The 26,260-nt window shown below is 34.4% G+C and carries 27 protein-coding genes; 18 read left to right on the top strand and 9 right to left on the bottom strand.

All coding sequences use genetic code 11. The features are described 5' to 3' along the window. The first annotated feature begins 5 nt into the window (after nucleotides 1–5). Nucleotides 6–845: a MetQ/NlpA family ABC transporter substrate-binding protein gene (locus BHX94_RS06835; RefSeq protein ID WP_111745452.1), complete on the top strand. Its 840-nt coding sequence runs from the start codon at nucleotides 6–8 to the stop codon at nucleotides 843–845. A 134-nt stretch (nucleotides 846–979) separates the two neighbouring features. On the opposite strand, the gene BHX94_RS06840 is transcribed toward BHX94_RS06835, so the two are convergent. Then, entirely contained in the window at nucleotides 980–2,353 is a 1,374-nt protein-coding gene (locus BHX94_RS06840; protein ID WP_111745453.1) for an N-acetylglucosaminidase, read from the bottom strand. A gap of 75 nt (nucleotides 2,354–2,428) precedes the next feature. Beyond that, a complete protein-coding gene (locus tag BHX94_RS06845) occupies nucleotides 2,429–2,974 on the bottom strand; it encodes a TetR/AcrR family transcriptional regulator (RefSeq protein ID WP_111745454.1) in 546 nt (181 codons plus the stop codon). Nucleotides 2,975–3,118: 144 nt separating this feature from the next. Between BHX94_RS06845 and BHX94_RS06850 the strand changes: the two genes are divergently transcribed. The 3 genes from BHX94_RS06850 (at nucleotide 3,119) to BHX94_RS06860 (ending at nucleotide 6,171) form a co-directional block, all read left to right on the top strand. After that, complete coding sequence (locus BHX94_RS06850) at nucleotides 3,119–3,769, top strand: HlyD family secretion protein (protein WP_111745455.1); 651 nt, start codon at nucleotides 3,119–3,121, stop codon at nucleotides 3,767–3,769. Nucleotides 3,770–3,781: 12 nt separating this feature from the next. After that, nucleotides 3,782–5,557, top strand: coding sequence for a DHA2 family efflux MFS transporter permease subunit (locus tag BHX94_RS06855; protein ID WP_111745456.1), 1,776 nt, complete (start codon nucleotides 3,782–3,784; stop codon nucleotides 5,555–5,557). 83 nt (nucleotides 5,558–5,640) lie between these two features. Continuing rightward, nucleotides 5,641–6,171, top strand: coding sequence for a ribonuclease FAU-1 family protein (locus BHX94_RS06860; protein ID WP_111745457.1), 531 nt, complete (start codon nucleotides 5,641–5,643; stop codon nucleotides 6,169–6,171). Between the two features lie 32 nt (nucleotides 6,172–6,203). Here BHX94_RS06860 and BHX94_RS06865 read toward each other — a convergent pair whose 3' ends face one another. Further along, entirely contained in the window at nucleotides 6,204–7,073 is an 870-nt protein-coding gene (locus BHX94_RS06865; RefSeq protein WP_111745458.1) for an SDR family oxidoreductase, read from the bottom strand. A gap of 363 nt (nucleotides 7,074–7,436) precedes the next feature. Between BHX94_RS06865 and trpS the strand changes: the two genes are divergently transcribed. The 7 genes from trpS to BHX94_RS06900 all read left to right on the top strand — a co-directional run bounded on the left by trpS (nucleotide 7,437) and on the right by BHX94_RS06900 (nucleotide 13,605). Continuing rightward, nucleotides 7,437–8,435, top strand: a complete 999-nt coding sequence (gene trpS, locus BHX94_RS06870; protein ID WP_242446669.1) for a tryptophan--tRNA ligase — start codon at nucleotides 7,437–7,439, stop codon at nucleotides 8,433–8,435. A gap of 198 nt (nucleotides 8,436–8,633) precedes the next feature. After that, nucleotides 8,634–9,377 carry a TatD family hydrolase gene (locus tag BHX94_RS06875; protein WP_111745459.1) on the top strand — a complete coding sequence of 248 codons (744 nt, stop codon included), beginning with the start codon at nucleotides 8,634–8,636 and terminating at the stop codon, nucleotides 9,375–9,377. Between the two features lie 15 nt (nucleotides 9,378–9,392). Continuing rightward, complete coding sequence (locus BHX94_RS06880; protein ID WP_096077186.1) at nucleotides 9,393–10,283, top strand: LysR family transcriptional regulator; 891 nt, start codon at nucleotides 9,393–9,395, stop codon at nucleotides 10,281–10,283. A gap of 73 nt (nucleotides 10,284–10,356) precedes the next feature. After that, nucleotides 10,357–11,013 carry a GTP pyrophosphokinase gene (locus BHX94_RS06885; RefSeq protein ID WP_111745460.1) on the top strand — a complete coding sequence of 219 codons (657 nt, stop codon included), beginning with the start codon at nucleotides 10,357–10,359 and terminating at the stop codon, nucleotides 11,011–11,013. An 8-nt stretch (nucleotides 11,014–11,021) separates the two neighbouring features. Further along, nucleotides 11,022–11,837 carry a hypothetical protein gene (locus BHX94_RS06890; protein ID WP_111745461.1) on the top strand — a complete coding sequence of 272 codons (816 nt, stop codon included), beginning with the start codon at nucleotides 11,022–11,024 and terminating at the stop codon, nucleotides 11,835–11,837. An 86-nt stretch (nucleotides 11,838–11,923) separates the two neighbouring features. After that, nucleotides 11,924–13,126: a sugar efflux transporter gene (locus BHX94_RS06895; RefSeq protein WP_111745462.1), complete on the top strand. Its 1,203-nt coding sequence runs from the start codon at nucleotides 11,924–11,926 to the stop codon at nucleotides 13,124–13,126. After that, nucleotides 13,123–13,605, top strand: coding sequence for a DUF456 domain-containing protein (locus BHX94_RS06900; RefSeq protein WP_111745463.1), 483 nt, complete (start codon nucleotides 13,123–13,125; stop codon nucleotides 13,603–13,605). Before BHX94_RS06895 ends, BHX94_RS06900 begins: the two co-directional genes overlap by 4 nt. 38 nt (nucleotides 13,606–13,643) lie before the next feature. Here BHX94_RS06900 and BHX94_RS06905 read toward each other — a convergent pair whose 3' ends face one another. The 3 genes from BHX94_RS06905 to rsgA all read right to left on the bottom strand — a co-directional run bounded on the left by BHX94_RS06905 (nucleotide 13,644) and on the right by rsgA (nucleotide 15,943). Then, the gene (locus tag BHX94_RS06905) at nucleotides 13,644–14,348 is read right to left on the bottom strand and encodes a DUF1129 family protein (protein WP_111745464.1); all 705 of its coding nucleotides are present in this window, start codon (nucleotides 14,346–14,348) and stop codon (nucleotides 13,644–13,646) included. Nucleotides 14,349–14,353: 5 nt separating this feature from the next. Beyond that, nucleotides 14,354–14,677 carry a PadR family transcriptional regulator gene (locus tag BHX94_RS06910; protein ID WP_096077180.1) on the bottom strand — a complete coding sequence of 108 codons (324 nt, stop codon included), beginning with the start codon at nucleotides 14,675–14,677 and terminating at the stop codon, nucleotides 14,354–14,356. Nucleotides 14,678–14,851: 174 nt separating this feature from the next. Continuing rightward, nucleotides 14,852–15,943 carry a ribosome small subunit-dependent GTPase A gene (gene rsgA / locus BHX94_RS06915; RefSeq protein WP_111745465.1) on the bottom strand — a complete coding sequence of 364 codons (1,092 nt, stop codon included), beginning with the start codon at nucleotides 15,941–15,943 and terminating at the stop codon, nucleotides 14,852–14,854. 284 nt (nucleotides 15,944–16,227) lie between these two features. On the opposite strand from rsgA, the gene BHX94_RS06920 reads away from it, so the two are divergent. Next, a complete protein-coding gene (locus BHX94_RS06920; RefSeq protein ID WP_111745466.1) occupies nucleotides 16,228–16,701 on the top strand; it encodes a DinB family protein in 474 nt (157 codons plus the stop codon). Nucleotides 16,702–16,836: 135 nt separating this feature from the next. Continuing rightward, nucleotides 16,837–18,879 (top strand): cation:proton antiporter, encoded by a 2,043-nt coding sequence (locus BHX94_RS06925; protein WP_111745467.1) that lies wholly within the window; start codon nucleotides 16,837–16,839, stop codon nucleotides 18,877–18,879. Nucleotides 18,880–18,936: 57 nt separating this feature from the next. Here the strand turns inward: BHX94_RS06925 and pflA are convergent, their stop codons facing one another. Both pflA and pflB read right to left on the bottom strand, forming a co-directional pair. Beyond that, a complete protein-coding gene (gene pflA / locus BHX94_RS06930) occupies nucleotides 18,937–19,692 on the bottom strand; it encodes a pyruvate formate-lyase-activating protein (RefSeq protein WP_096077176.1) in 756 nt (251 codons plus the stop codon). A gap of 41 nt (nucleotides 19,693–19,733) precedes the next feature. Then, entirely contained in the window at nucleotides 19,734–21,983 is a 2,250-nt protein-coding gene (gene pflB, locus BHX94_RS06935) for a formate C-acetyltransferase (protein WP_111745468.1), read from the bottom strand. A 265-nt stretch (nucleotides 21,984–22,248) separates the two neighbouring features. Between pflB and BHX94_RS06940 the strand changes: the two genes are divergently transcribed. Together BHX94_RS06940 and corA are read left to right on the top strand one after the other, a co-directional pair. Then, complete coding sequence (locus tag BHX94_RS06940; protein ID WP_111745469.1) at nucleotides 22,249–22,701, top strand: GNAT family N-acetyltransferase; 453 nt, start codon at nucleotides 22,249–22,251, stop codon at nucleotides 22,699–22,701. Then, on the top strand, nucleotides 22,694–23,641 hold the full coding sequence (corA, locus tag BHX94_RS06945; RefSeq protein ID WP_096077173.1) for a magnesium/cobalt transporter CorA: 948 nt from the start codon (nucleotides 22,694–22,696) through the stop codon (nucleotides 23,639–23,641). The genes BHX94_RS06940 and corA overlap by 8 nt, the downstream gene beginning before the upstream one ends. 39 nt (nucleotides 23,642–23,680) lie before the next feature. Here corA and BHX94_RS06950 read toward each other — a convergent pair whose 3' ends face one another. Further along, complete coding sequence (locus BHX94_RS06950; RefSeq protein WP_096077172.1) at nucleotides 23,681–24,187, bottom strand: cupin domain-containing protein; 507 nt, start codon at nucleotides 24,185–24,187, stop codon at nucleotides 23,681–23,683. Between the two features lie 146 nt (nucleotides 24,188–24,333). Between BHX94_RS06950 and BHX94_RS06955 the strand changes: the two genes are divergently transcribed. The 3 genes from BHX94_RS06955 to BHX94_RS06965 all read left to right on the top strand — a co-directional run bounded on the left by BHX94_RS06955 (nucleotide 24,334) and on the right by BHX94_RS06965 (nucleotide 26,220). Next, nucleotides 24,334–25,242, top strand: coding sequence for a DUF5068 domain-containing protein (locus BHX94_RS06955; RefSeq protein WP_111745470.1), 909 nt, complete (start codon nucleotides 24,334–24,336; stop codon nucleotides 25,240–25,242). 75 nt (nucleotides 25,243–25,317) lie between these two features. After that, nucleotides 25,318–25,611 (top strand): hypothetical protein, encoded by a 294-nt coding sequence (locus BHX94_RS06960; protein WP_111745471.1) that lies wholly within the window; start codon nucleotides 25,318–25,320, stop codon nucleotides 25,609–25,611. A gap of 81 nt (nucleotides 25,612–25,692) precedes the next feature. Further along, nucleotides 25,693–26,220, top strand: coding sequence for a putative periplasmic lipoprotein (locus BHX94_RS06965; protein ID WP_111745472.1), 528 nt, complete (start codon nucleotides 25,693–25,695; stop codon nucleotides 26,218–26,220). Nucleotides 26,221–26,260: the final 40 nt, after the last annotated feature.

Genomic DNA, 26,260 nt, shown 5'->3' on the forward strand with positions numbered 1-26,260 from the left:
AAAAGATGAAAAAGTTATTCGTTTTATTTTTAAGTTTAATCGTAGTTCTAGCAGCATGTGGTAGTAAAGAAGATGAAAAGACAGTTAAGATTGGTGTAACTGGCGTGGACTCTAAAGTCTGGGATGTTGTTAAGAAAGAAGCAGAGAAGGATGGCATAAAAATTGAATTTGTTGAATTCCAGGATTACACAGCACCTAACAATGCGCTTGCTGAAGGTGAAATTGATTTAAATGCGTTCCAGCATTTCGCTTTCTTAGATCAGTTTAAAAAAGACCATAAATTAAAATTATCTGTAGTAGGTACAACAGTATTTGCACCACTTGGCGCATATACTAAAAAGATTCAAGACATTAAAGATGTGAAAAAAGGCGATACAATTGCAATTCCTAATGACGTTACTAACCAGGCGCGTGCATTAAAGTTATTAGAACAAGCTGGATTGTTAAAGCTATCTAGTGACTTCGGTCTATTTGGTGGACCAGACAAAATTGAAGAAAACAAACTTGATCTAAAAATCAAACCGATTGATGCGCAGCAAACACCACGTGTATTAGAAGATGTAGCAGTTTCTATCATTAATAATGGTGTAGCAGCGCGTGCTGGACTAAATCCAAAAGATGATCCGATTTATCTGGAAGATGCGGATAATAAAGATGTCGCACCATACATTAATGTTATTGCAGCGAAAACAGAAGATAAAGATAACAAAACATATAAGAAAATCGTTGAATTATATCACTCTGATTTAGCTAAAGATGCTTTAAAGGAAGATACGAAAGACGGTGAAATTGCGAAAAACTTATCACAAGATGAAATCAATAAGATTGAAGAGGGTTTGAAATAGATAGATTGCTCCTCGGCAATTAATGTTCACTTAGTGAGACTCTAGGTGAACAACCCCCTTTAACGCCATACCCATCCCAAATAAACCCCCTTATTCAGCTGGATAAGGGGGTTTGTGATATTATCGTTTAAATATTATTGTTGCTTTGCATAATGTACGAAATTGAATTTCCCACTTGAAATGCCTAACTTTTGATAATAGGCATGCATGTAGTTTGCATTTGCGCGTGCCCATAATATATCAGTAGCATATTGACTGTCTCCTGGTGCAAATGGATTCCAGCGCATAGCATATAGTGTATTTTGATTTTCAGAAACAAATCCTTTTGAAATAAATTTAGCACCGCCGATAATCGCTTCATTTGGTGTATCCCAACCAACGTTTGCTGCATATTTCGCACCATATTTTACTGCATCTTTATCATATGCTCCAACACCATACATATTATAGAAACGTTTGTTCTTATCTTCACCATTAACTTTAACACCTTTAGCTAATGTACTTGTACCTTCAGCTGTTTCTAAAAAGGCATGACTGATTAAATAAATTTCATTAATATTATACTTTAAGCTAGCTTGTCTAAAGGCTTCACCATGTCCTTCTAAAATACCTTTTCCTTGTAATAAAATATTAAGCTGCTCTGCAGTGAGGTTTTGTGGTTCGTTTAGTACAAGAAATTGATACTTTTGTACAGAATCAGTCATAGCTTCTTCTGGATTCATCGCATCTAGTATATCTTTACGATGTGCATTCTTCCATTTGATACCGTTAGAGCTTTGAGGTTTTGGATGTAGTGACATCTGAATTTTTAAAGCATCTTTAATTGAGATTGGTAATTCGATATGGTTGATGCCTTCTCCTACAGGTCTTGGTTGAGCAGTGATATCTACTATTGTTTCATTTGGTTCAGCATCGATTGCTTTTTTATCTTCAGGTTTAACTTGAGGTTTAGCATTCTGCTGGATAGGATTACGCTTCACGGGCTTTCGGCCAACATCATTCGTAATATTAATCCAACCCTTCATACCAGTCGGTAATGTTCCGTATATATATGTTGAAGCGTTAACACGTAAGGTCTTTTCTACATTAATCACTTCATTCTTATTGATTCTATCAATCACTTGTCTTGAACTGCCGTTTGGCACTTCAAATAGTTTTGTAGAAGCGGCTTTAATCGTATATGTTTTCATTTTTGTAGGAACTATTTTCGTTGAATTGATTTTAAGATCGCTTGCTTTCACATAACCGATCGCATTGTTAATATCATCTGTAGTCTGAACGCGATAATATTTCTCACCGTTAATCGTATGTTGATCGTTAATATATAGCGTGTATTGTGCGAAATCACCCGCTACTTTTTTTGACATCGCTGTTTTATTTGTAATGATGATCGCATTTTCGTCTTTAATCTTACCGACTTTAAGACTATCAGCCTTAGCAATGTGAGGCTGTGCAAAAAGTGAAGCAATCGCTAATGCTCCAATTGTAAGTGATTGATATAACTTCATTGTGTGCCTCCATTTATTTAATATCTATATTATTATACTCGATATTTGTCGCGAGTGAAATAAAACACTTTTAATTTAGCGGTTAATTTTGAGAATATTATTATAAATAATCTTACTGATAACTTCAGGAGATTCCGTACAGTCATTTTGCAGCCAGAAGTATAAAATACCAAATTGTCCACCGATTGTATAACTGACGAAATAGTCAGGGTAGTTTAATGAAATTGTATTATTTAATACATTTAAATAATTTTCTCTCCAGCTACTTAATAATTTTTGTGTGAAGTTTTGAGCGGGATGAAGTGTAAGTAAGATTTTAAAGAATTGCTTATTTTCGAATATATACTGAAATGTTTCTTTTAAATATTTTTCGACAGATGGTCGTTTGTCTTCTTCATCTTTTAGATTATTTAGGTTATCAATCATGAATTGTTCAATATTATGGATATGAAAATCAATCATACCGTCTAGCAAAGCATATTTATCTTCAAAATAAGCATAGAATGTTGAACGATTAATATTGCTTTCTTCACAAATCATTTTTATTGTAATATTTCTATATCGATGGTGTTCCATCAATTGAAGAAATGAATTTTCTATTAAAGTTTTTTTATCTGTCATTGTTTCACTCTTTCTATTAGATGATAGCGTTACCAATACTTAATTGTAATCAAAATCCAACAATTAAACAAATATTGTTGGTTGAATGCAAGTTGAATCTGACTATAATAATGGTTATGCTAAAAAAATAAGGAGGAAATTATAATGAGAAAACTTGTATTAATTAATATTTTAACTTTAATCATTCTTGTTGCAGGAGGATTTGCGGCTTTTCATTTTTATAATGAAGCAACAAACTATGTAAAAACAGACAATGCTAAAGTGGATGGTACACAATTAGTAATTGCTAGTCCGACAGCAGGTAAATTAACAGCATTAGACAAAACTGTAGGAGACAAAATTTCTAAAGATGACAAAATCGGTACTGTTGTAGGCATGGGTCAAGACGGAAAGCCATCAAAAACTGATATCACTATGCCTCAGGACGGAACAATCGTTAAAACGCAAGCCACTGAAAATGGGTTTGTAGGAGCAGGTACACCGATTGCTTACGCATATGACTTAAATGATTTATATGTAACAGCAAATATTAAAGAGACACAAATCGATGGTATTAAAGTTGGTCAAGACGTAGATGTTTATGTAGATGGTTACAAAGATACAGATTTAACAGGTCAAGTAAAAGAAATTGGTTTAGCAACAGCATCAAGTTTTTCTATGTTGCCTTCTTCAAATGGTAATGCCAACTATACAAAAGTAACACAAGTAGTCCCTGTAAAAATTGAATTAGATAAAGATAAATCATTAGACATTATTCCAGGAATGAATGTAACTGTACGCATTCATAAAAACTAGGGAGGTTTTTGTATGACCTCAGGATATATTCTATATATATTATTTAGCTTACTTGTGTTTTGGGCTGTAAACAGATTTATGATGCGAAGAACGAAGAAAAAAGCTGATATAAAAACAACGACACCGTTAACAGAAAGCAAGATGGATACACCAAATAATACGGTAAAAAGTTCTACTTATACGGCAAAAACAACAGGTGAAACAGCACATGTTACAAATACGGAATTAGATGTTAATAAACCTGTACATGAGCAAGTAAAATCACAAGGTGCACTTGTTGAATATGGTAAAGGTATAACGCTTGGTAAAGTTATTACTGCTTTAATGATCGGTATGTTTGTAGCAATACTTAACCAGACGCTTATTAATGTAGCACTACCGGTATTAATCAATGATTTTAGTATTTCAACATCTACAGCACAATGGTTAACAACAGGATTTATGCTCGTCAATGGTATTTTAGTACCGATTAGTGCATATATGATTCAGCGATTCACATATCGTCAGCTTTTCTTAACAGCGATGTTATTCTTTACAATCGGTTCAATTATTTGTGCCATTTCATTCAACTTCCCGTTAATGATGCTTGGACGTGTTATTCAGGCGGTTGGCGCAGGAATATTAATGCCGTTAGGAACAAACGTATTTATGACGTTATTCCCACCTGATAAACGTGGTGCTGCAATGGGTATGATGGGGATCGCAATGATATTAGCACCGGCGATTGGTCCAACGGTAACAGGTTGGGTCATTCAAAACTATCATTGGAATGTTATGTTCTATGGTATGAGTATTATCGGGATTGTTTCCTTAATTATTGGTTTCTTCTGGTTTAAGATTTATCAACCGACTAAGGACGTTAAACTTGATATTCCCGGCGTAATATTCAGTACACTTGGATTTGGTAGTTTACTATATGGATTCTCTGAAGCAGGAAATAAAGGATGGGATTCAGGTATCGTTATTTCAACGATGGTTATTGGTATTATCTTCATCGTGTTATTTATCTATCGAGAAATGACAATGAAGATTCCGATGATGGATTTACGCGCATTGAAATATAGTGGATTTTCATTCACATTACTCATCAATATTATTGTAACGATGAGTTTGTTTGGAGGTATGCTTTTATTACCTGTTTACTTACAATCTATTCGTGGATTCTCACCACTTGATTCTGGATTATTATTATTGCCTGGATCTCTTTTAATGGGTCTAATGGGACCAATATCAGGTAAATTACTTGATAAGATTGGTATTAAACCAATTGCGATTTTTGGTTTAGCTATTATGACCTATGCAACGTGGGAACTTACGAAGTTAAGTATGGATACAAGTTATGGACATATATTAAGTATCTATATTCTGCGTTCGTTTGGTATGAGCTTTATTATGATGCCGATAATGACAGCAGGGATGAATGCATTACCACTTCGAATGATACCTCATGGTAACGCAATCAGTAATACTATTCGTCAATTAGCTGGTTCTATTGGCACAGCGATCTTAGTTACCGTGATGACACAACAAACAACAGGACATATGGGAGATATTGCAAACCAATTAGATAAGACGAATCCAGCAATAGCTAATTCGATGACGGAAATTGGACAGCAAATGGGTAACAGTAATTTAGGCTCACAAGTTGTAATGGGACAGTTACAGAAGATGGCGACGATTAACGGAATTAATGATGCGTTCTGGGTTGCAACTGCATTAAGCTTCCTTGCATTTGTGCTGGCATTTTTCTTAAAAGGAAAAGATCATTACTCAACTGACGAAGTATAACTGAATATTTTTATAAACAAGGAGATAAAATGATTTATCATCCTTGTTTATTTTTATATAATGATTGGTAAGGAGTGGGTTGTATGAAAACCAAGTATATTGATAAACGCAGCTGGCGCCGTTTAATCAGAAAAGAATATCATGAAATTGATGTCAAAGATGAACAGTTTGAAGGCATTATCGGGGAAATTATCATGGAGAAAGTAAAGTCACCGTTAGTGGTTAATATTATTGGAGAAGACGTTGTCGTTGCAGATGATGGCTATCGCTGGCTACAAATATTACCCAAAGATAAACATTATAGTATAACAGTGATGTATAATCGTGAAAGTCAACCTATTCAATATTATATCGATATAAATGAAGCAAATTTTCCTGAACTTGGTCAGGCAAGAACGCATGATCTTTATTTAGATGTACTCGTATTACCTGATGGTCGTTATGAACTGGTCGATGAACAAGATGCTAAACGTGCATTGCGTAAGAAAGAGATTACGAAGGCACAGTATGATTTTGCGTATCAGACAGCAAATGAGATAATGCAGCATGTAAAGAACAACTTTGGCGATCTGGTAAAGTTGGCGGTCTATTGCAAAGAAAAAATAGAGAAATAAAATGTGCCTATCGAGGATGATAGGCACATTTTTTAGCTTGAAATATAATCTCCGCCATTGATGTGAATTGTTTGACCTGTAACATACGTAGAATCATTACTTGCTAAATACACATATGCCGGTGCGTTTTCACTCGGTTGACCACGACGTCCTAAGGCAGTTTCGTGGCCATGCTTTTCAACCTTCTCAGCCGGGAATGTTGCCGGGATAAGTGGTGTGTAGATAGGACCTGGAGCAACAGAGTTTACGCGAATACCATCTTCAGCAAGACTTTGCGATAATGAGCGCGTAAATGCAGTGATTGCACCTTTAGTCGCTGAATAATCAATTAAAGTCTTAGAACCGCGATAAGCAGTAACACTACTTGTGTTAATAATCGTATCACCTTTAGCAAGATGAGGAAGTGCTGCTTTTGATAAATACATCATACCAAATACATTTGTCGCAAATGTTTCCTGAATTTGATCTGCTGTAATATCTAAAAGACTATCTTGTGGGAATTGTACACCACCGTTATTAACTAATATATTAAGGCTGCCAAAGTCATTAACCACATTTTCAATCAATTGTTTACAATCATCTTCTGATTTTAAATCATGTTGATAAGCTTTTGCTTTTGCGCCGAGTTCTTCTAATCTCTTCACTGTATCATTAGCATCCGTTGATTCATCGAAATAACCGATTGCAACATTAGCACCTTCTTTAGCATACAGAATAGCGACAGAACGACCGATACCTGAGTCACCACCGGTAATCAGTGCAACTTTACCTTTTAATTTGCCACTTGCTTTATAATTCTCATCTTCAGCGATCGGCTTAGGATTCATGTCTTTCTCACTACCAGGCTGACTATCTTGAGTGTAACCTTTAATCTCTTTGTCGATCTTCTCGAATTTATCCATCAATAACGCCTCCTAAGTAAGTATGATTATATTATTCCCTGATTGAAAATTATGAAACGACGTGCAAAATTTGAATTGAAAATTAGATTAAGTTGGGTTAATATATATACAATTCAATAAGAATTTCTTCAGATGAGAAGAGTAACTTAATGACTTATGATAGAGAGCATGTGGCTGGTGGAAACATGTATAAGTTAAAAGTGAATGGGCTCATCATATGAATACTGGTTAACACATATACCAGTCGGAAACATGACCGTTACAACATGTGCGTTATGATAGTAGCGATTAGGTGGTATAGCGAGAGACTCGTCCTTATTTAGGGACGAGTCTCTTTTTTAGAAAAAAATGGGAGTGATGATTATGAAAACGATACTTACAGGTATTAAACCAACTGGGGAGTTGCACTTAGGTAATTATTTAGGAGCCATTAAACCGGCTGTCGATTTATCTCAGGATACAGCAAATCGTTATGCGTATTTTATCGCAGATATACATGCTTTAAACAATGATCAGATTCGTAAAGAAGGTGCAATCAATACATTGTCGTATAAAATAGCAGCAGCATTTATTGCATTAGGCTTAGATACAGATAGATGTCTTTTCTATAAACAATCTGATATACCTCAAATTACTGAAATGACGTTTTATTTAATGAATGAGGCATCTAAAGGTCTACTTAATCGTGCACATGCTTACAAAGCTAAAGTACAAGATAATATTGCAAACAATTTTGATCAAGATAAAAATGTAAATATGGGACTGTTTAATTATCCGGTATTAATGGCTTCAGATATATTAATAATGGATACTGATATTGTGCCAGTTGGTAAAGATCAAATACAGCATATTGAGATCACACGAGATATAGCACAAAGTATCAATCACCAATATGGCGATATTTTTAAATTACCGATTGCTCAAGTGGACGAAACGACAATGTTATTACCAGGAAATGATGGTCGTAAAATGAGTAAGAGTTATGGAAATACGATACCGCTATTTTCGACCGAAAAAGAATTATATAAAAACATTATGAAAATTAAAACGGACTCTATTCCATTAGGGGAACCAATCCCAACTGAAAACTCAGTAGTTTACACTTTATTTGAAGCATTTCTGGACAAAAGTGAAATGATTGACGTAAAGCGACAATTTGAATCGGGCGTTGGTTATGGAAATTTGAAGAAGAAATTATTTGAAGTGATTTATAACGAATTGATAGATAAACGTGAGAAATATTTCGAATTATTGGATGACTATAAATATATTGATACAATATTAGAGAAAAATAAAATAATCGTGCGTGAACAAGCTCAAAAGAAAGTTGATCAACTTAAAAATAAAATGTTGAATCATTGAAAATATATCAAACAAGTCCGATAAAAGTAATATATCGGACAAGAAATCCCCAAATAGCCTATTTATCAATCAAACAAGTCCGATAAAAGTAGGATATCGGACAAGAAATCCCCAAATAGCCTATTTATCAATCAAACAAGTCCGATAAAAGTAATATATCGGACAAGATTCCATCGTGATATAAAGGAGAACAATACTATGTACGACGCACATATTCATCTAGATAAATATTCTGAATCTAGGCAGCAGCATATTCTTCAAAACGAAGCGATTGACGGTTTGATTGCTGTGGCCATGGATTATCAAGGTTCTCAAAAGTTACTCGATTTATCTCAGCACAAGCAAGTTAATGTCGCACTCGGATTCCATCCTGAACAACCGTTAAATTATACTGAAATTAAGGAAATATTATCTCTGATCGATAATCATCATAATCAATTAACTGCTATCGGTGAGGTAGGTTTACCTCAATATTTAAGACGAGAACAGCCAAAGTTAAATGTACGACCATATATAGAGGTACTCGAACAATTTATTATTAAAGCGAAACAATATCGCTTACCGATTGTACTGCATGCTGTTTATGATGATGCACTTGTAACACTAGACTTACTGCAAAAACATGCAATTGAAAAAGCGCACTTTCACTGGTTTAAAGCGAGTGATATTGTAATCAATCGATTATTAGCTACAGATTATATGGTGAGTGTTACACCTGATGTATTGTGGAATCCAAAGACACGTAAAGTTGTCACTTCTTTCCCGCTTGAAAGATTAATGGTTGAAACAGATGGTCCATGGCCCCACGATGGTTTTGAGCAGCATCACATTCATGCTCAGTTATCTGCTATAATAGAAGAAATTGGACATATAAAATCAATCGATACTGAAACTGTTAACCAGACAATAAAAGACAATACGATTCGATTTTATAATCTTTAGAATTGAGGATTGTATATGAAAATTGATGATTACAGATTACTCGTTGCGCTTGCTGATGAAGAGACGTTACGTAAAGCAGCAGACACATTATATATATCACAGCCTGCAGTGAGTCAGCGTCTTAAATCTATTGAAACAGAGTGGGGTACTGAAATCTTTATACGTACGAAAAAGAAATTAATCGTTACAACAAATGGAGAAATGATTATTCAGCATGCCAGAAAGATGTTAAAAGAAGAAACGAACTTAAAAGAGATGATTCATTCATCAGATGGTGTGGTCAACGGTAAACTTTCAATAGGTGTATCTTCTTTAATTGGTCATACTATTTTACCGATAGTTCTAGGAAGATTTGTAGAACGTTATCCGAATGTAAAAATACAGCTGCAAGTAGGTTCATCTGCACGCATTACAAACAATCGACATGACTTTCATGTGTCAGTAATACGTGGGAGCAAGATTATGAATTTACATAACGAGTTATTAATGAGTGAGAAGCATTACTTTATCTATCCAAAAAGTAAGGCACACGAACTTGATCAGTTGCCGATGATTGAATTTCAGGCAGATCCAATTTACCTAAAGGAAATTGAACATTGGTATACCGAGCAGTTTAATAAGGAATATGCACCACAAATAAAGACCGATCAAATTTCCACTTGTAAATCATTGTTATTAAATGGTGTTGGTATGACCGTGTTGCCGGAAATCGTAATGAAAGATATTGACAATGACTTATTTGAAATCCAGTTGTTAGAAGTTGCTAACAACCCATTACTGCGTGAAACTTATCTTTGTTATGAAACGGATATGTTAAGTTTACCGCAAGTGAGTGCCTACATAGAATTGATGAAAGAAGTAACTGCTGAATATCTTGATATAAAGAAATATGTGCCTATTATATAGTGCGAATGCGATGTGTATTCGTACTTTTTTCTGTGTAAATTTGGTATATTAGTCTAGAAGAGAGGGAGTAAATATGGATGTAAATCAAATATTCAGCAAAATTGAAGAACAGACTGAGTTTGTAAAGATGGCAGAAGAATTTCAATATTTCTTTAAAGAATATGAAATGGGACTTCTGGAATTGACAAGTGATATTGAAATTATTAATCTTGAATGGCAGGCACGACATGGCTATTCACCATTTGAACATGTCAAATCACGTATTAAAGCACCACTTTCTTTACGCGAAAAATTAAAGCGTAAAGGCATTCCTATCACACTAGATGATATTAGATCAAATATATTCGATATTATTGGTGTACGCATTGTAACGACATTTGAAGAGGATGTTTATAAAATATGCGAGCTTCTCAGTGGACGAAGTGACTTAAGGATCGTACGTGTAAAAGATTACATCAAAAATCCAAAACCAAGTGGCTATAAAAGTTTACATCTTATTGTTGAGACTGAACTTGTACTGTCAGAAGGTGTGAAGTGGATACCTGCTGAAATTCAAATCAGAACACTAGCAATGGACTTTTTCGCATCAACTGAACATAAATTACAGTACAAATATAATACGAAACAACTAAGTGATGAAATCCGAAAAGAACTAAGAGAAGTTGCTGATGCATCAGCTGAACTTGATCGTAAGATGACTGAGGTACGTAATACAATTCTACTAGGGTAGGTGTAAATATGATAACGTCAGTACTGGCACAAGGTGTTGGAATAATGAATGAGGATGCTGTTGTTATGAATGAAGCGGCAAATATTTATGGGGTAATTGACGGCGTTACAAGTTTGAAAGGTATTTTGATTGATAATATCACACCTGGAAAACGTGCTGCGGATGCTGTTAAAGCTTCATTCGAACAAGTTGATAACAGCATTACTTTAAATAATGCAACTGAACTTGCAAATGCCAGCATTCAAACGGAGATGGAAGCATTGAATATCGCTATCAATCATCCAAAAGATAGATTCCAGTGTTGCCACGCAGTTGTAAAGCTTCATGACAATATAGCCGACTATACGAGTTCAGCTGACTGTGTTATCTACACGATTACAAAAGATAATAAAGTAAATCAAATCGTGCCTGATTATAGTAAGAAGAATGAAAGTGATCGCGTAAGGTACTGGCAGGATAAATATCCTGGTGTGTACGAATCAGATATATTACCTGAAGAAATGATTGAAGCCATTGATAATGCGAAAAGTACAGCAAATATTCCCGGGGGATATTCGGTAATGAATGGTGATGTAAATTTCAATCAGTCATATAATCGTGGACAATTTGATATAACAAATTTATCACATATCCTGATGACAACAGATGGGTTCTTTGATATAGAAAGACTAGGCTTTGAGAAATTCGTTCAGAAATTTATTCATGATGGATTAGACGCTATGCTCGATTATATGATCACGAAAGAATTAGAAGATATCGAGAAAATTCATTATCCACGAGTGAAATTGCATGATGATAAAGCAGCAGTATTAATCACATTTTAAATAAACGTGACTATACAAATTATATTATTGCTTTATAATATAACAGTATTGCAAGAAGTTATAATAAATAGAAAGTAAGTGTATATATGTTTAAAAATTTATTAAGTATAAAAAATTATGTCTTATTTCTTATTAATATGACATTACTCGGTATGGCATTGGCAATTACGGTGCCATTCTTTGTGCTTTATGCAACACAGGAACTTGGTATGACACGTGGTCTATACGGTGTTATGATGGCGTTATTTGCACTTGCTGGATTTGCTGTAAATACGATTGTTGCCAGATTTTCTGACAGAGCAGGATTTAGCAGAAAGTATATGATTATGTTCAGTTTAGCAATGGCATCAGTTGCATTTAGTATGTATTACCTAGTTTCTAATCCATACCTCTTTATTGCATTATATGTATTCTTTGGTGGTATGTCCGCACCTGCGATGCCTCAAATGTATGCATCTGCAAGAGAAAGTATCAATGCATCTGCTTCAAGTAAAAATGCAGTATTTGCAAACACCGTATTGCGTTCAATGTTTAGTTTTGGATTTCTGTTTGGACCATTAGTTGGTACAGTCTTACTTAAACAGTTTGGTTTTGGGGGCATTTTTGGAGGAACTGTAATCATCTACTGGATTGTATTGATTACTTTCTTAATCTTCTTCCACGAAGTAAAGCCTGAGAAAGTTGTCTACAGTTCTAATAGAATTGAGCCTGTTGCTCCAAATTTAGCAAAAGATATGTACTTATTGATTCCGTTTCTAGCATTTGTATTCTTACATGTTGGGCAATGGATGTATACTTTGAATATGCCGCTTTTTGTAACAGAATTTATAAAAGAAGATGAAGCCAATGTAGGATATCTCGCGAGTTTATGTGCAGGACTTGAAGTACCGTTTATGATTATACTTGGCGTACTTGCAAGTAGATTTCAGACAAGGACATTATTGATGATTGGTGCAGTTTCTGGTGGTGCCTATTACTTCTCGATCGGAGTATTTGATAATGTAACAGCAATGTTAATCGGCCAGGTATTGCTTGCGTTCTTCCTGGCGATATTACTTGGATTAGGAATTAGCTATTTTCAGGATATTCTACCTGACTTCCCGGGTTATGCATCTACATTGTTCTCAAACGCGATGATCGTCGGGCAATTAGTTGGTAATCTTTTAGGCGGCGTTATGAGTGGTATTGTTGGATTAGGTAACGTTTTCTTTGTATCAGCATCATTCATGTTGCTTGCATTTATTTTATTAATATTCACTAAACCTGTAAAAATGGAGGATTTAGGATGACATTCATACTATGGACATTAGTTATATTAGCTTTTTTATCAGCATTCGTAGCATTAGTGATGCCAATGATACCTGGTATATTGATGATGTGGGTTGGCTTTTTTATCTATCATTTTGCGATTAACAATAATGAACTATCATGGTTCTTCTGGATAGCGATGGCAACACTTACGATTATTATTTTACTAAGTGATTATGTATTAGGAAGTCGCTTTGTTAAGAAGTTTGGCGGAAGTAAAGCAGGGGAGCTTACGGCAGCAATCGGTATTATACTCGGTAGCTTCTTCTTCCCGCCATTTGGTATTATCATTCTACCGTTTGTTGCAGTATTCATTGTAGAACTACTGATTCAGCAAGATTTTAAACGTGCAATGGATGCGAGTATCGGATCGTTATTAGGCTTCCTTACAAGCACGGTGGCCAAGTTTATCATTTTAATTATTATGGTTATATGGTTTATATTTGATATCATCATTTAAAAAAATCATCCCAAAGCATAAACTTTGGGATGATTTCTTTATCTTATAAAGGCAATTTCCTTATCATTTCGTGAAGCATTAAATAATAGCTTATAGAGTAAGTAAAACGCTACGCCAATGCCGACATTAACATACCAGGGGATATGAACAACTGGGCCGATGTGTACTAAATCTGGTAAGAACATCGAAACGAGGAATGGAATAACCATCACAATCCATAATACAAAAAATATTGTAATTTTTTGTCCTCTTGTTTCATCATCTTTAAAAGCGCTAAGTTGTAAATATTTGAAGATACCAAAAATGATTGCACCGATAACAAGTGAAGTTATAAGATTAGCAGTTAATTCACTACCGAGATAAATCGCATTGTCTCTGTGTAACAGATTTACGATGATAAAATCAGCAATACCTGAAATACCTCTAAATATTGCAAATAGTAGAAATAACATTGAAGCACCAAATATCCACATATTACGCTTCGATTCTTTAGGAATCTCAGCAACTAAATCTTTAGCAAATTGTTCTGGATCATTGCCGAAGAATTCCTCAGTCGTAACATCGTGCATCTGTGCTTCTAGTAAGTGATCTAATAAATCCATTAAAGTCACTTCTGTAACGCGCTCTGAAATTGATAAATCACAGCGTAAATACATCAATACTTGTTCGTAAACTTTTAAATTTTCTGGTGTCAGTTCTTCACGTTTTAAATTGTTTTGTTCGATAATATCTTTTGTTTTCATGACATTCACTCCTTATTAATCAAATGAGATATTGGTCCGACAATTGCATTCCATTCTTCGACCATGTTCTCGAGTTCTTCTTCACCCTCAGGCGTAATAAAGTAATATTTTCGTTTCGGTCCGACATCACTTGCCCGCATTTCACTGGTAATCAAATTTTTCTTTTGTAAACGAAGAAGAACTGGATAGATTGTCCCTTCGCTGATGTTACCAAGTCCGGAATCGAGTAACTTCTGTGAGAGTTCATAACCATAGACTTCTTTTTCTTTAATGATTGAAAGGACGCATGCATCGAGTAATCCTTTCAATAACTGAGTGCGCATACTCAAAAGTTTCACCTCTATTTTGTAATACAAGATAGCTATTCTTTTAAAAGCTACTTTGTATTACCAAGTAGCTTATTTATAATATATAACTTCTCGTTTTGGATGTCAAATATTGTTTTAAATAATTTGAGTGGGCTGAATTTATGGTATTCAGCCCACTCACATCAATTCATTTAACTATTTTCTTTTTCCCATCTTCGCATTACGATTTGCTTTTCCTTGTTGGGTCATCTTCTTCCATTTGTTACGTTCAGCGCTCATCTTTGCTTCATCATTACGTCGTTCCACAAATGCAAGTTCTCTTAAATATTTATTATATCGTTCAAATCGCTCTTCAGTTAATTCACCTGATGTTATAGCAGCATTGACTGCACACCCTGGTTCGTTCGTATGGGTACAATCATTGAATTTGCATTGTACGATAAGTGATTCAATATCTTCAAATTCAGTTACAAGTCCTATATTCTCTCCGGTACTCCAAAGCTGGAACTCACGCATTCCTGGTGTATCGATTAATATTCCACCATCATCTAGTACAATGAGTTCTCGGTGAGTTGTCGTATGTTTCCCTTTATCATCGGTCAATCTGATTTCACCAGTATCCATCACTTCTTTTCCTAATAATCGATTGATTAAGGTAGATTTGCCGACACCACTTGATCCAAGTAATGTGCCTGTTTTATGTGCTTTTATATAAGCTTTAATAGTTTCTATATGATTATCACTATCGTGCTGTACAAAATAGACGGGTACCGCTGGTGCTACATTGCTTAATTCAGCAATCATAATTTCTTTTTCTAATTCTGTAATTAAATCAGCTTTCGTCATAATGATAATCGGTGTTGCACCTGAATCATATGTAGCGATTAAGTAGCGTTCTAATCGATTGGTGTTAAAGTTATCGTTACAACTCATCGTAAGAAAGGCATAGTCGATGTTCGTCGCGATTATTTGTGGTTTCGTTTGATTACCGGCAGCATTTCTGATGAATTGTTGTGTTCTTGGTAATATATGTTGAATAATACCTTTATGTTCATTTGGAAATGGTTTGACCAGCACAAAGTCTCCGACTGCAGGGATTTCTATAAGATCATGACTACTGAATTTATCTTTACCAGAGAGCTGAACGAGGTATTCATCATCTTCAGTAAGTGCACGATACATCCCTTTATGTTGTACAGTTATTCTTGCTTTAAGCAATTTTTCATCGATTGCATTTGCTTGTTTCATTCGTTCTTCGTTATATCCTAATTGAGTTAGAAATTCCATTATATTGCTCCTTTTCTATATAAAAATACCCGTGGCGATATATCGTCACGGGTATACGAGCAATAAATTAGCGAGTAATGTCCATGACGAAATAAGATGTAGCATTTACCAAATTAAATTTCGCCATAAAACATCACTCCTTTCTTTTTTATTATCATAATAAGTTTTATGGATTATGTCAATATAGCATTATAGGTAAATGTGAGACATCATTATTTCGTTTAAATGGTGTTTCATCTGGAATGTTGGTATATTAAATGTATTAACAAGAAGGAGGTATTTCAATGTTTCGTATTAAACAGGATTTTATGAATCAATATCGTATGGAAGCAAATACGACAATCGCATGTCTAAAAGAGTTAACTGACGAGTCTTTAGATCAGGCAGTATCAGAATTAGATCGTACTTTAGGGGAGATTGCTTGGCACGTTATTTCAAGTGTCGGAGGTTTTGCCGAACGTGCCGGTTTAAAAGTAGCAGGTGCAACATTTGATTCAGCTAAACCAGAAACAGTTGCTGAAATGGTAACAGCTGCTGAGGAAATTTATAATAATACGTTAGCTGCTTACGATGCTTCGTTAACAGACGAAAGTTTAATTGAAGATGTTGATTTCTTCGGTCATAATATGCCGAAAGGTCATCTGCTTTATTCGATGATTGCTCATCAGGCACATCACAGAGGTCAAATGACAGTATTGATGAGACAGGCTGATTTAAGAGTCCCACCAATTTATGGTCCATCTCGAGATACGCAATAATTTATATGTAATAAACTTGAAAGTAGGTAGTCGATTGCAGACTGCTTACTTTCTTTAATTTTGATAAACTTTTATGTGATATTGATTAGTTTAGGGGTATAATTATTTATCATTATAGATAAATAGAGGTGACAAATGGAAATTTTTATTATTATTTTAAGTCTTGTATTTGCAATCATTGTCTCTACGATTGTTAATTATTATTTTCCAAAGGTGCCACTCGCCTTCATACAGATCATTATCGGGATGCTTATATTCTTAACACCGATTCCTTTACATGTTGAATTTGAACCTGAACTTTTTTTGATGGGGATTATCGCTCCACTTTTATTTTTAGAAGGTTATCATGTATCAAGATTAACTTTTATAAAATATTTAAAGCCAATCATCTTAATGGCGATGGGACTGGTATTTACAACAGTGATTGGATTAGGTTATATCGTACACTGGATGATGCCATTTCTTCCACTCGCAGCAAGTTTTGCACTCGCTGCAATCATTTGTCCTACAGATGCTGTAGCAGTGCAGGCAATCGCTAAGGGAAAGCAACTGCCTAAAGGATTAATGACTATTCTAGAAGGTGAGTCGTTACTTAATGATGCTGCTGGTATTTTAAGTTTTAAGATTGCTTTGCTCGCATTAACAACCGGTACATTCAGTGTTAGTGAATCAGTATCACAGTTTTTTATTGCTACTGGTGGTGGTTTACTGATTGGTTTATTTGTCGGTCTATTGTTTGTACAGCTGAGAATTTTCTTAATCAGAAAAGGATTCTTTAATGAATATATCTTTATTTTAATTCAGCTTTTAACACCGTTTATAATTTACGAAATTGCTGAACAAGTTCACGCGTCAGGTGTTATCGCGGCTGTAATCGGTGGAATCGTACACGGTATTGAGCGCGATAGAATGAGTCAGGCAACGACACGTTTACAGATGGGTTACAATAATACTTGGGGATTATTATCAACTGTATTAAATGGATTCGTCTTTACTTTACTCGGTTATTTAATCCCTGAAGTGACTACTTCTCTTGTTGAACATGGTAATGAAGATATCTTTTCGACAGTGATGTATATGCTTATTATTGCGCTTCTTGTATACTTCTTTAGATTTATCTGGGTATTTTTCCTATATGATATGTTTTATATTCGAGAAAGTCGTTTTGAACGTATATTAAATCGAGAGAATATTGATCAGAAAGAAGTTCGACCAAATCGATTCAAGTATGCGTTGATTGCAACTGTATGTGGTGTACACGGTACAATCTCTATGGCAATTGCATTGACGATCCCAAGAGAGATTGTTCACGGAGAAGTATTTAATTATAGAGATAATCTATTATTTATAGCTGCAGGTGTTATTGTCATCAGCTTAGTTGTCGCACAAATCTTCTTGCCAATATTGACGCCGAAAGTTAAAGAGGCTGTTGATGAATCGATGCTTAGCTTTAATGATGCGCGTATCAAGTTAAAAGAATACGGTATTAAATATATTCATGATAATACGACAGAAGAAAATAGTATGATTGCTGGAAATCTAATTCGTCAATATACGATGCAGGTTGGTTTTTATAGTGAAGTAACCGATAGAAATCATAGTCCGAAAGAAATTGATCGCCTGCATGCGATTGCGATGAATGTGGAAATGAAGACTTTAGATGAAATGATTGATTCAAATGAAATTACTCAAAGTTCATTTAACAACTATGTACAATATATTGAACGTTCTAAAATATTTCACTCTACTAACTTTTTTAGACGTATGCTGTTTCTATTTAGAATGCATCGCAAACGTAAAGAATTTGCAAATCGCATTAATCAGGCGAGTTCTTTATCGATAAAGAATAATTTATATGAAATACAAAAGGTCGCTGCGCGAGTTCATTACAATGTCGTTCAGCGTTTAAGTGAAGAAATGACTTTAGACAATCGTGTGGAAATTGCATTAGTATCAGATAATTATTTAAATAGGGTGAATCAATTAAAACGAAATGCAACAAGTGAGACACTAGAAGATGACGAAACGTTATTTGCACTAGATGTATTAAATGCTGAGAAAGATTTAGTCAACCGTCTTTTAGCTAGAGGAAAGATAACGACAAGTTTAGCAGTAGAACTCAGACAATCGATTAACTATGATGAAATGATGTTGCTCGATACATATGAGGATGACTAACATAGAGATAGTGAATACGAAAGAAGCTTCCAGCAAATCAAATGCTGGAAGCTTCTTTTAATTATTTAGTGGCGTCTTGCCTTTAAAGTTTACAAGATCATATGCAAGTTTTACATCTTCATCACTCGGTGGTTCAACATCAGATAAAGGATATTGAATACCTAATGCTTCCCATTTATGTACCCCAAGTTGATGATAAGGAAGTATTTCAAATTTTTCTACGTTCTCTAGACGATTGATAAATTCGCCGAGTTTGATTAAATCTTCTTTATCGTCTGTTATACCTGGCACAAGTACATGTCTGATCCAGACAGGTTGTTTTCTTTCTGAAAGCATTTGAGCAAATCTTAATATATGAGTATTAGGTTTACCTGTTAGTTTCAAATGTTTCTCATTATCAATATGTTTAATATCTAATAGAAATAAATCGGTGTTCTTCTGCATTTCATCGAAATGATGCATAAATGCTGGTGTCTCATTAAAGCAACCTGCAGATGTATCAACACAAGTAGAAATACCATGCTGCTTTAACTTTGCAAATAACTCTTCAAGGAATGGTAACTGCAGTAACGGTTCACCACCACTAACAGTTACGCCACCACCTGAAGCGTTAAAGTAGGGGATGTAAGGAACTACTTCTTCTACAATTTCATCAGCAGTAACTTCTCTTGAAGGTGCACCGATTTCCCATGTATCAGGATTATGACAGAACTGGCAACGTAGGAGGCAACCCTGTGTAAATAATATATAGCGTAAACCAGGTCCGTCTACCGTACCTAAACTTTCTACTGAATGAATATGTCCTTTAATCATTTAAATCCCCGTCCTTTAATTACTTAGTGCATTGTTATATACTACATTTTTTCATGGAATGTTCTTGAAATAACATCTAATTGTTGTTCTCTTGTTAATTTAATAAAGTTTACTGCATATCCTGATACACGGATTGTAAGTTGAGGGTATTCTTCTGGATGTTCCATCGCATCAAGTAAAGTTTCTCTGTTAAATACGTTAATGTTTAAGTGGTGACCATGCTGCATTGCATATCCATCAAGTACACCAACTAAATTTTGTTGTTGTGAATCATCTTCTTTACCTAATGATTTAGGTACGATTGAGAATGTATTAGATATACCATCTTTACAGCAATCATAAGGTAACTTCGCAACTGAAGATAATGAGGCTAAAGCACCGTTTTTATCTCTGCCGTGCATTGGGTTAGCACCTGGTGCAAAAGGTTCTCCTTCTTTGCGACCATCAGGTGTATTACCTGTTTTCTTACCATATACAACGTTTGAAGTGATAGTAAGTACTGACATTGTATGTTCTGAATCGCGGTAAGTTTTGTGTTTACGTAATTTACCCATAAATGATTCTACTAATTCTACAGCGATATCATCGACACGTGCATCATTGTTACCGTATTGAGGGAAATCTCCTTCAGTTTCGAAATCTACAACTAAACCATCTTCGTTACGGATTGTTTTCACTTTAGCGTATTTGATTGCTGATAATGAGTCGGCTGCAACTGAAAGACCTGCAATACCTGTAGCCATTGTACGAATAATTTCAGTGTCGTGTAAAGCCATTTCAATTCTCTCATAGCTATATTTATCATGCATATAGTGGATAACGTTTAATGAGTTAATATAAACGCCGGCTAACCATTCCATCATTTGATCAAATTGTTTGTAAACTTTATCATAATTTAAAATTTCATCAGTGATAGGCGCGAAGTTTGGTCCAACTTGAGCGCCGCTTACTTCGTCAACACCACCGTTGATTGCATATAATAATGTTTTTGCTAAGTTTGCACGTGCACCGAAGAATTGCATTTGTTTACCGATCTTCATTGCAGATACACAACAAGCAATTCCATAGTCGTCGCCATAACTTTCACGCATTAAGTCGTCATTTTCATATTGAATTGAGCTTGTTTTAATACTCATTTTTGCACAATATTTTTTGAAGTTTTCAGGTAAACGTGTAGACCATAATACAGTTAAGTTTGGTTCTGGTGCTGGACCTAAGTTATCTAATGAATGTAAGAAACGGAAAGAGTTTTTTGTAACTAATGGACGTCCATCAATACCGACTCCACCGATTGATTCAGTTACCCAAGTAGGGTCTCCAGAGAATAATGCGTTGTAATCTGGTGTACGTGCAAATTTAACTAAACGTAATTTCATGATGAAGTGGTCGATGATTTCCTGTACTTCGATTTCTGAAATTGTACCAGCTTTTAAATCACGTTCTGCATAAATATCTAAGAATGTAGATACACGACCTAAACTCATTGCAGCACCGTTTTGTTCTTTAATTGCTGCTAAGTATGCTAAGTAAGTCCATTGAACAGCTTCTTTAAAGTTTTCAGCTGGACGAGAAATATCAAATCCATAAATATTACCTAATTCTTTTAATTCATTTAATGCACGATATTGTTCAGAAACTTCTTCACGTAAACGAATAATGTCTTCTGACATTACTGATGATAAGTTATTGAAGTCTTTTTGTTTTTCATTCATTAAGAAATCTACACCATATAATGCAACACGGCGGTAGTCACCGATAATACGACCACGTCCGTAAGCATCTGGAAGACCGGTAATGACACCAGCTTTGCGACAAGCTAACATTTCTTTAGAGTAAGCATCGAATACACCAGCATTGTGTGTTTTACGATAATCTGTAAATGTTTTTTCAGTTTCTTTATCTAATTCATAGCCATATGCTTCACAAGCAGCTTTTGCCATACGAATGCCACCAAATGGTTGCATAGAGCGTTTGAAAGGTTTCTCAGTTTGAACACCGACAATTGTTTCAAGATCTTTATTTAAATAACCTGCGTCATGCGATGTGATAGTAGATGGTATTTTTGTATCCATATCCCACATACCACCACGTTCACGTTCTTCTTTTGTTAACTGCATAACTTGATTCCATAATGTCTTAGTTGCTTCAGTTGGTCCAGCTAAAAACTCATCTTTACCGTCATATAAAGTGTAGTTTAGTTGGATAAATTCACGAACGTCGATTCTTTTGTTCCATTTACCAGTTTTAAAACCTTCCCAAGCATGTGTTTTTTTAGTTTCTTCTTTAAACATATTAATCCCTCCAAAATTTCATTATGTTAATTCCTTCACAATTCCATTATAACAACTTTACGTGAAATTAATCACATTATTTTTGGAAACGGTTAATTTTTTTAAAAATGTTGATTTAAAGCTTTTTATCTGTAATGGTACACATTATTATTTTGTTTTTTGTATATATAACAGTTAAGATTTATAGCTTTTGGAGTCCATTAATATTTAAGTTTAGTGTGGAGTTATCAAACATATCCATGTACAATAAAAAAGGTGAAATAACATGAGGAAATTATTGATAAATGAAACAATTAAGATAAAAGAAATTGCGGCATTACATGAACATATCCCATTAACTTACGATTCATCATATAAAGTAACACCTTTGGATATTGATTTGCGATACGAATCAATTCAATTACTGATGAAGAATAAGCAAGATCAGATTATAGTCCTGGAACAAAACAACAAAATCTGTGCATACATTTGGTATGCAATAGATGATGGAATACATATTAAATCAACATTTGTTTATCCGGAATATCGTAATCAAGGATACGCGATACAACTCAAGAACTTTGTTGAAACAATCGCCAAAGAACAACACATTGGTATTATATACAGTGATGTTGATACGAGAAATTTTCCGATGAAACAATTAAATGAAAGATTAGGCTATCAATTTAAAGAGCATAGTAATCGAATGATAAAAATAATAGAGGTGCAAAATGATTAGAACGCTTTATATTGATGAAACGAATACGTTGCATGTTTGTGATTCACCCTATGATATAGAAGTAACGCCGAAATGGTTGTGGGTGGATATGAGTGAACCAACAAAAGAAGAGAATTTACTGCTAAGTCAGTTTTTTCACTTTCATCCATTATCTATTGAAGATGCAACGACGGTTAAACAACGCCCGAAATATAAAGAATATGATGATTATTTATTTTTCGTCTTTCATGCAATTGACTTGCGTACGATGAAACCTGAAGAAATTGATATCTTTATCAATTCAACCCTTATTGTGACTTATCATAAAGAAGCTTCTGAAGAGGTGGATAAAGTCTGGCATACGATGCTAAACAAAAAGCCGAATGAAAAGGTTACGACAAATGAAGTGATGTATAAAACGCTTGACGCCATCGTCGATAACTATTTTCCTTTCGTATATGATTTAGAGGACAAAGTATTCTCGTTTGAAGATAGGCACTCAGTAGATATATCAACTGAGAACTTAATAGATGAAACGTTTGATTTGAGAGAAGATCTATTATTGATTAGACGTACAGTATTGCCAATGCGAGATTTAGTATATCGACTATTAGAAGGCAGAGTATTGGCATTAAGTAAGAAACAGAAAATATTTCTGCATCATATTAATGACCATTTAATTAAGCAGGTAGAGATGATTGAATCTTCCCGTGAGATGACAGCGGATATTCGTGATAATTATATCTCTCTGAACTCTTTTAGAATGAATAATATCATGAAAATTTTAACAATATATTCAGTAATTTTTATGCCACTGACTTTAATTGCAGGAATTTACGGGATGAACTTTGATGTCATGCCTGAATTGCACTGGAAATACGGATATTTAGCAGTATGGATTGTGATGATTGCTATTACGGTTGGAATGATAGGCTACTTCCGAATAAAGAAGTGGTTTTAATATAAAAGGAGCAGAATTAAATTTCTGCTCCTTTTATCATTATTTCACATATGTACTACAATAATAAATATTGTGCCATTCTTTAAACATTACACCTTTGTCACCTTCGATAGGGTCGTGTTCTGGTAACTTTACACTATTTATCGTACTGTTAATTGTTTGGATTTCTTCATAGCTTGTTAACGTTTCAACATCAATATCTGTTGGGTATGCACCGACTACTTTAAAATCTTTACTTGCTTCGAGACTTTTATGACCATAGCCTGCAGGGAGTAATAATGCATCACCTTGTTTTACTTTTAACTGACTTCCTGATTCACCGCCTATCATTAAGGTTGCTTCACCTGAAGCGATACCAAGCACTTCATGTGTATTAGGATGGAAATGATGATAGTCAAATACACCATTTGTCCATATACCTGTCCATTGATTATGTTTAAATATTTCAGTAAAATCTCCTTCAACTTCCTGATAGACGATAACTGGCAGGATCATGTGATTCGGTGTGCTTTTTGATACAGGACTATGAATTATTTTATATTTCATAATTATTCCTCCTCTTAATGATATATTATTATTGTTCGTTATTTCTTTTTATAAAGCAAAAGATAAGATTTTAACCAAATGTTAATTCCATACGAAATTTATATTCTATGTTAAAATAAAGATAGAATGATGAAGGTGGGATTAACTTGAAAAACTTTGCGTACTTAGCAATTTCAGGTGCTTTATTTTTAACTGGCTGTAGCAATGATGATACAACAGCGATAAAAAAAGATATAGAATCATTAAAGCAGCAAAAAGATAAATCAGAAAAAGAATATAAATCATTACAGGAAGATAATAAATCGATTGATAAAGAAATTAAAGAAAAGCAGTCTGAAATAGATACGCTGAAAAAAGAAAAAGAAGCTGAAATAAAAGTTCAAATTAAGCGTGAAGAAGCTGCGAAGAAAAAGCAGGAGGCTATCGATAGACGCAATCGATTGATCGCAAAACAAAAAGCTGAACAGGAAGCTAAAGTGCGTGCGCAGAAAGAAAAGAAAACAGCACAGGCAAGAAATAAAGCGACCATGCCAAACACAATTGCGGCAAGTACAAATGGTAAAATTCAAACGATTAAATCAATTCGTAACGTCGGACTTGATTTTAATGATGCCGGCATGAAGACATCAATTAACCGTATACAAATATTTAAAGTAACAGATATGCCCAAAGATCAGGTCGTACTGTTCGATGGTGAGACAGAAGGTTATGTACTAATCTATGAAGTAACTGCAGAGAATACTTTAGATAAGCCGTTATATTATAATAATATCGGTGTTCTGGATTTAGGTGATAAGAAAATATTTTCTGAAAATGCTTCTTTTGTACCACCGGAATTACAGGAAAGTTCAATGAAGAAAAGTAAGAATAATTACAGTGAATATGCGCCAAAGGAAAAAACAATAAGTTATAAATCAATCGCTATTAATAAGGAAGACTATAAGCAGGTCGAAGCAGGTAAAGCGCATCTATTTATTAAAGGTGGCGTTTCACAGGCGAAAGATATGAAAGATAAAACAGATACGCAGTCAACAGGATATTTAATTCAGCAGTGAAAGAGCTAGATATTTTGAATGTTTTTTACGGATAGAATCGGGAATATGTAAGAAAAGACTACGGAGGCGTTCGATATGCATGAAGAGAAATTTGTACTGCTGGAAGGTAAATCATTTAAATTATCAGAAATAGCACGTGAACTTGAAGCAATTACGGGTTACACTGTTAAAGATAGTTATGGAGATATCAATCGCATTGTTGCACAGAAACCAAACTTTGATCAGGATTTTGAAAGTTATTTAGTTACTTATGAATTCAACGAATCAGATGATTTAGCAGATGTAACTGTTACAACACCGAAAGATGAAGATGTCAATTTTCAAAATGACAAAGTTAAAGTGAGATTAATTTCTTATAAAACTAAATAGTAACAACAAAATAAACTTACAGTAGTGTATTAGTGTATATGTCATAATATATATTAATACACTATTTTAATGAGGATGCATATGAAAAAAATAACAGCATTATTTGCAGCAACGATATTTCTAACTGCTTGTAATTCGGCAGATGAATCTAACACAACAAAACTTAAATCTGATGACGCAAACGAAATATTATTTGATGCTTCGCATGGCGTGACTGCTGGTGAAGCGGATTGGGTTATCGATGGTGGATTTTCTACGTTTAATGATGACATTAATAAGTTAGGTTTCACAACAGCTTCTACAGATTATCAGGCAGAGATTACACTGAAATTATTAAAACAATATAAAGCATTTATTATGCCGGAACCAAATATACCTTTAAAAGCAAGTGAGCAACAAGCGATTAAACATTATGTCAATAGTGGTGGTAGCATCATGATGATTGCAGATCATTATAACGCTGACAGAAACTTAAATCGCTTTGATGCCTCGGAAATTTTTAATGGATATCGACGCGGTGCATTTCGCAATATTACAAAAGGTATGTCACAGGATGAAATAAATTCTGACAGAATGCAGGGATGTTACATCAAGCGATTATTTAAGTAAAACTTTCGGAGTACGATTCAGATATAATGCATTAGATGAT

The organism is Macrococcoides bohemicum (genome assembly GCF_003259675.1).
Lineage (GTDB): Bacteria > Bacillota > Bacilli > Staphylococcales > Staphylococcaceae > Macrococcoides > Macrococcoides bohemicum.

Bases quoted from the DNA above. Each gene is read 5' to 3' on its own strand.
- BHX94_RS06855 (WP_111745456.1), top strand. From the start codon at position 3,782: ATGACCTCAGGATATATTCTATATATATTATTTAGCTTACTTGTGTTT.
- BHX94_RS06885 (WP_111745460.1), top strand. From the start codon at position 10,357: ATGGATGTAAATCAAATATTCAGCAAAATTGAAGAACAGACTGAGTTT.
- BHX94_RS06905 (WP_111745464.1), bottom strand. From the start codon at position 14,348: ATGAAAACAAAAGATATTATCGAACAAAACAATTTAAAACGTGAAGAA.
- BHX94_RS06940 (WP_111745469.1), top strand. From the start codon at position 22,249: ATGAGGAAATTATTGATAAATGAAACAATTAAGATAAAAGAAATTGCG.
- BHX94_RS06835 (WP_111745452.1), top strand. From the start codon at position 6: ATGAAAAAGTTATTCGTTTTATTTTTAAGTTTAATCGTAGTTCTAGCA.
- trpS (WP_242446669.1), top strand. From the start codon at position 7,437: ATGAAAACGATACTTACAGGTATTAAACCAACTGGGGAGTTGCACTTA.
- BHX94_RS06920 (WP_111745466.1), top strand. From the start codon at position 16,228: ATGTTTCGTATTAAACAGGATTTTATGAATCAATATCGTATGGAAGCA.
- BHX94_RS06840 (WP_111745453.1), bottom strand. From the start codon at position 2,353: ATGAAGTTATATCAATCACTTACAATTGGAGCATTAGCGATTGCTTCA.
- BHX94_RS06900 (WP_111745463.1), top strand. From the start codon at position 13,123: ATGACATTCATACTATGGACATTAGTTATATTAGCTTTTTTATCAGCA.
- BHX94_RS06880 (WP_096077186.1), top strand. From the start codon at position 9,393: ATGAAAATTGATGATTACAGATTACTCGTTGCGCTTGCTGATGAAGAG.
- pflA (WP_096077176.1), bottom strand. From the start codon at position 19,692: ATGATTAAAGGACATATTCATTCAGTAGAAAGTTTAGGTACGGTAGAC.
- corA (WP_096077173.1), top strand. From the start codon at position 22,694: ATGATTAGAACGCTTTATATTGATGAAACGAATACGTTGCATGTTTGT.
- BHX94_RS06895 (WP_111745462.1), top strand. From the start codon at position 11,924: ATGTTTAAAAATTTATTAAGTATAAAAAATTATGTCTTATTTCTTATT.
- BHX94_RS06845 (WP_111745454.1), bottom strand. From the start codon at position 2,974: ATGACAGATAAAAAAACTTTAATAGAAAATTCATTTCTTCAATTGATG.
- BHX94_RS06860 (WP_111745457.1), top strand. From the start codon at position 5,641: ATGAAAACCAAGTATATTGATAAACGCAGCTGGCGCCGTTTAATCAGA.
- BHX94_RS06850 (WP_111745455.1), top strand. From the start codon at position 3,119: ATGAGAAAACTTGTATTAATTAATATTTTAACTTTAATCATTCTTGTT.
- BHX94_RS06925 (WP_111745467.1), top strand. From the start codon at position 16,837: ATGGAAATTTTTATTATTATTTTAAGTCTTGTATTTGCAATCATTGTC.
- BHX94_RS06950 (WP_096077172.1), bottom strand. From the start codon at position 24,187: ATGAAATATAAAATAATTCATAGTCCTGTATCAAAAAGCACACCGAAT.
- BHX94_RS06960 (WP_111745471.1), top strand. From the start codon at position 25,318: ATGCATGAAGAGAAATTTGTACTGCTGGAAGGTAAATCATTTAAATTA.
- rsgA (WP_111745465.1), bottom strand. From the start codon at position 15,943: ATGGAATTTCTAACTCAATTAGGATATAACGAAGAACGAATGAAACAA.
- BHX94_RS06865 (WP_111745458.1), bottom strand. From the start codon at position 7,073: ATGGATAAATTCGAGAAGATCGACAAAGAGATTAAAGGTTACACTCAA.
- BHX94_RS06965 (WP_111745472.1), top strand. From the start codon at position 25,693: ATGAAAAAAATAACAGCATTATTTGCAGCAACGATATTTCTAACTGCT.
- BHX94_RS06890 (WP_111745461.1), top strand. From the start codon at position 11,022: ATGATAACGTCAGTACTGGCACAAGGTGTTGGAATAATGAATGAGGAT.
- pflB (WP_111745468.1), bottom strand. From the start codon at position 21,983: ATGTTTAAAGAAGAAACTAAAAAAACACATGCTTGGGAAGGTTTTAAA.
- BHX94_RS06875 (WP_111745459.1), top strand. From the start codon at position 8,634: ATGTACGACGCACATATTCATCTAGATAAATATTCTGAATCTAGGCAG.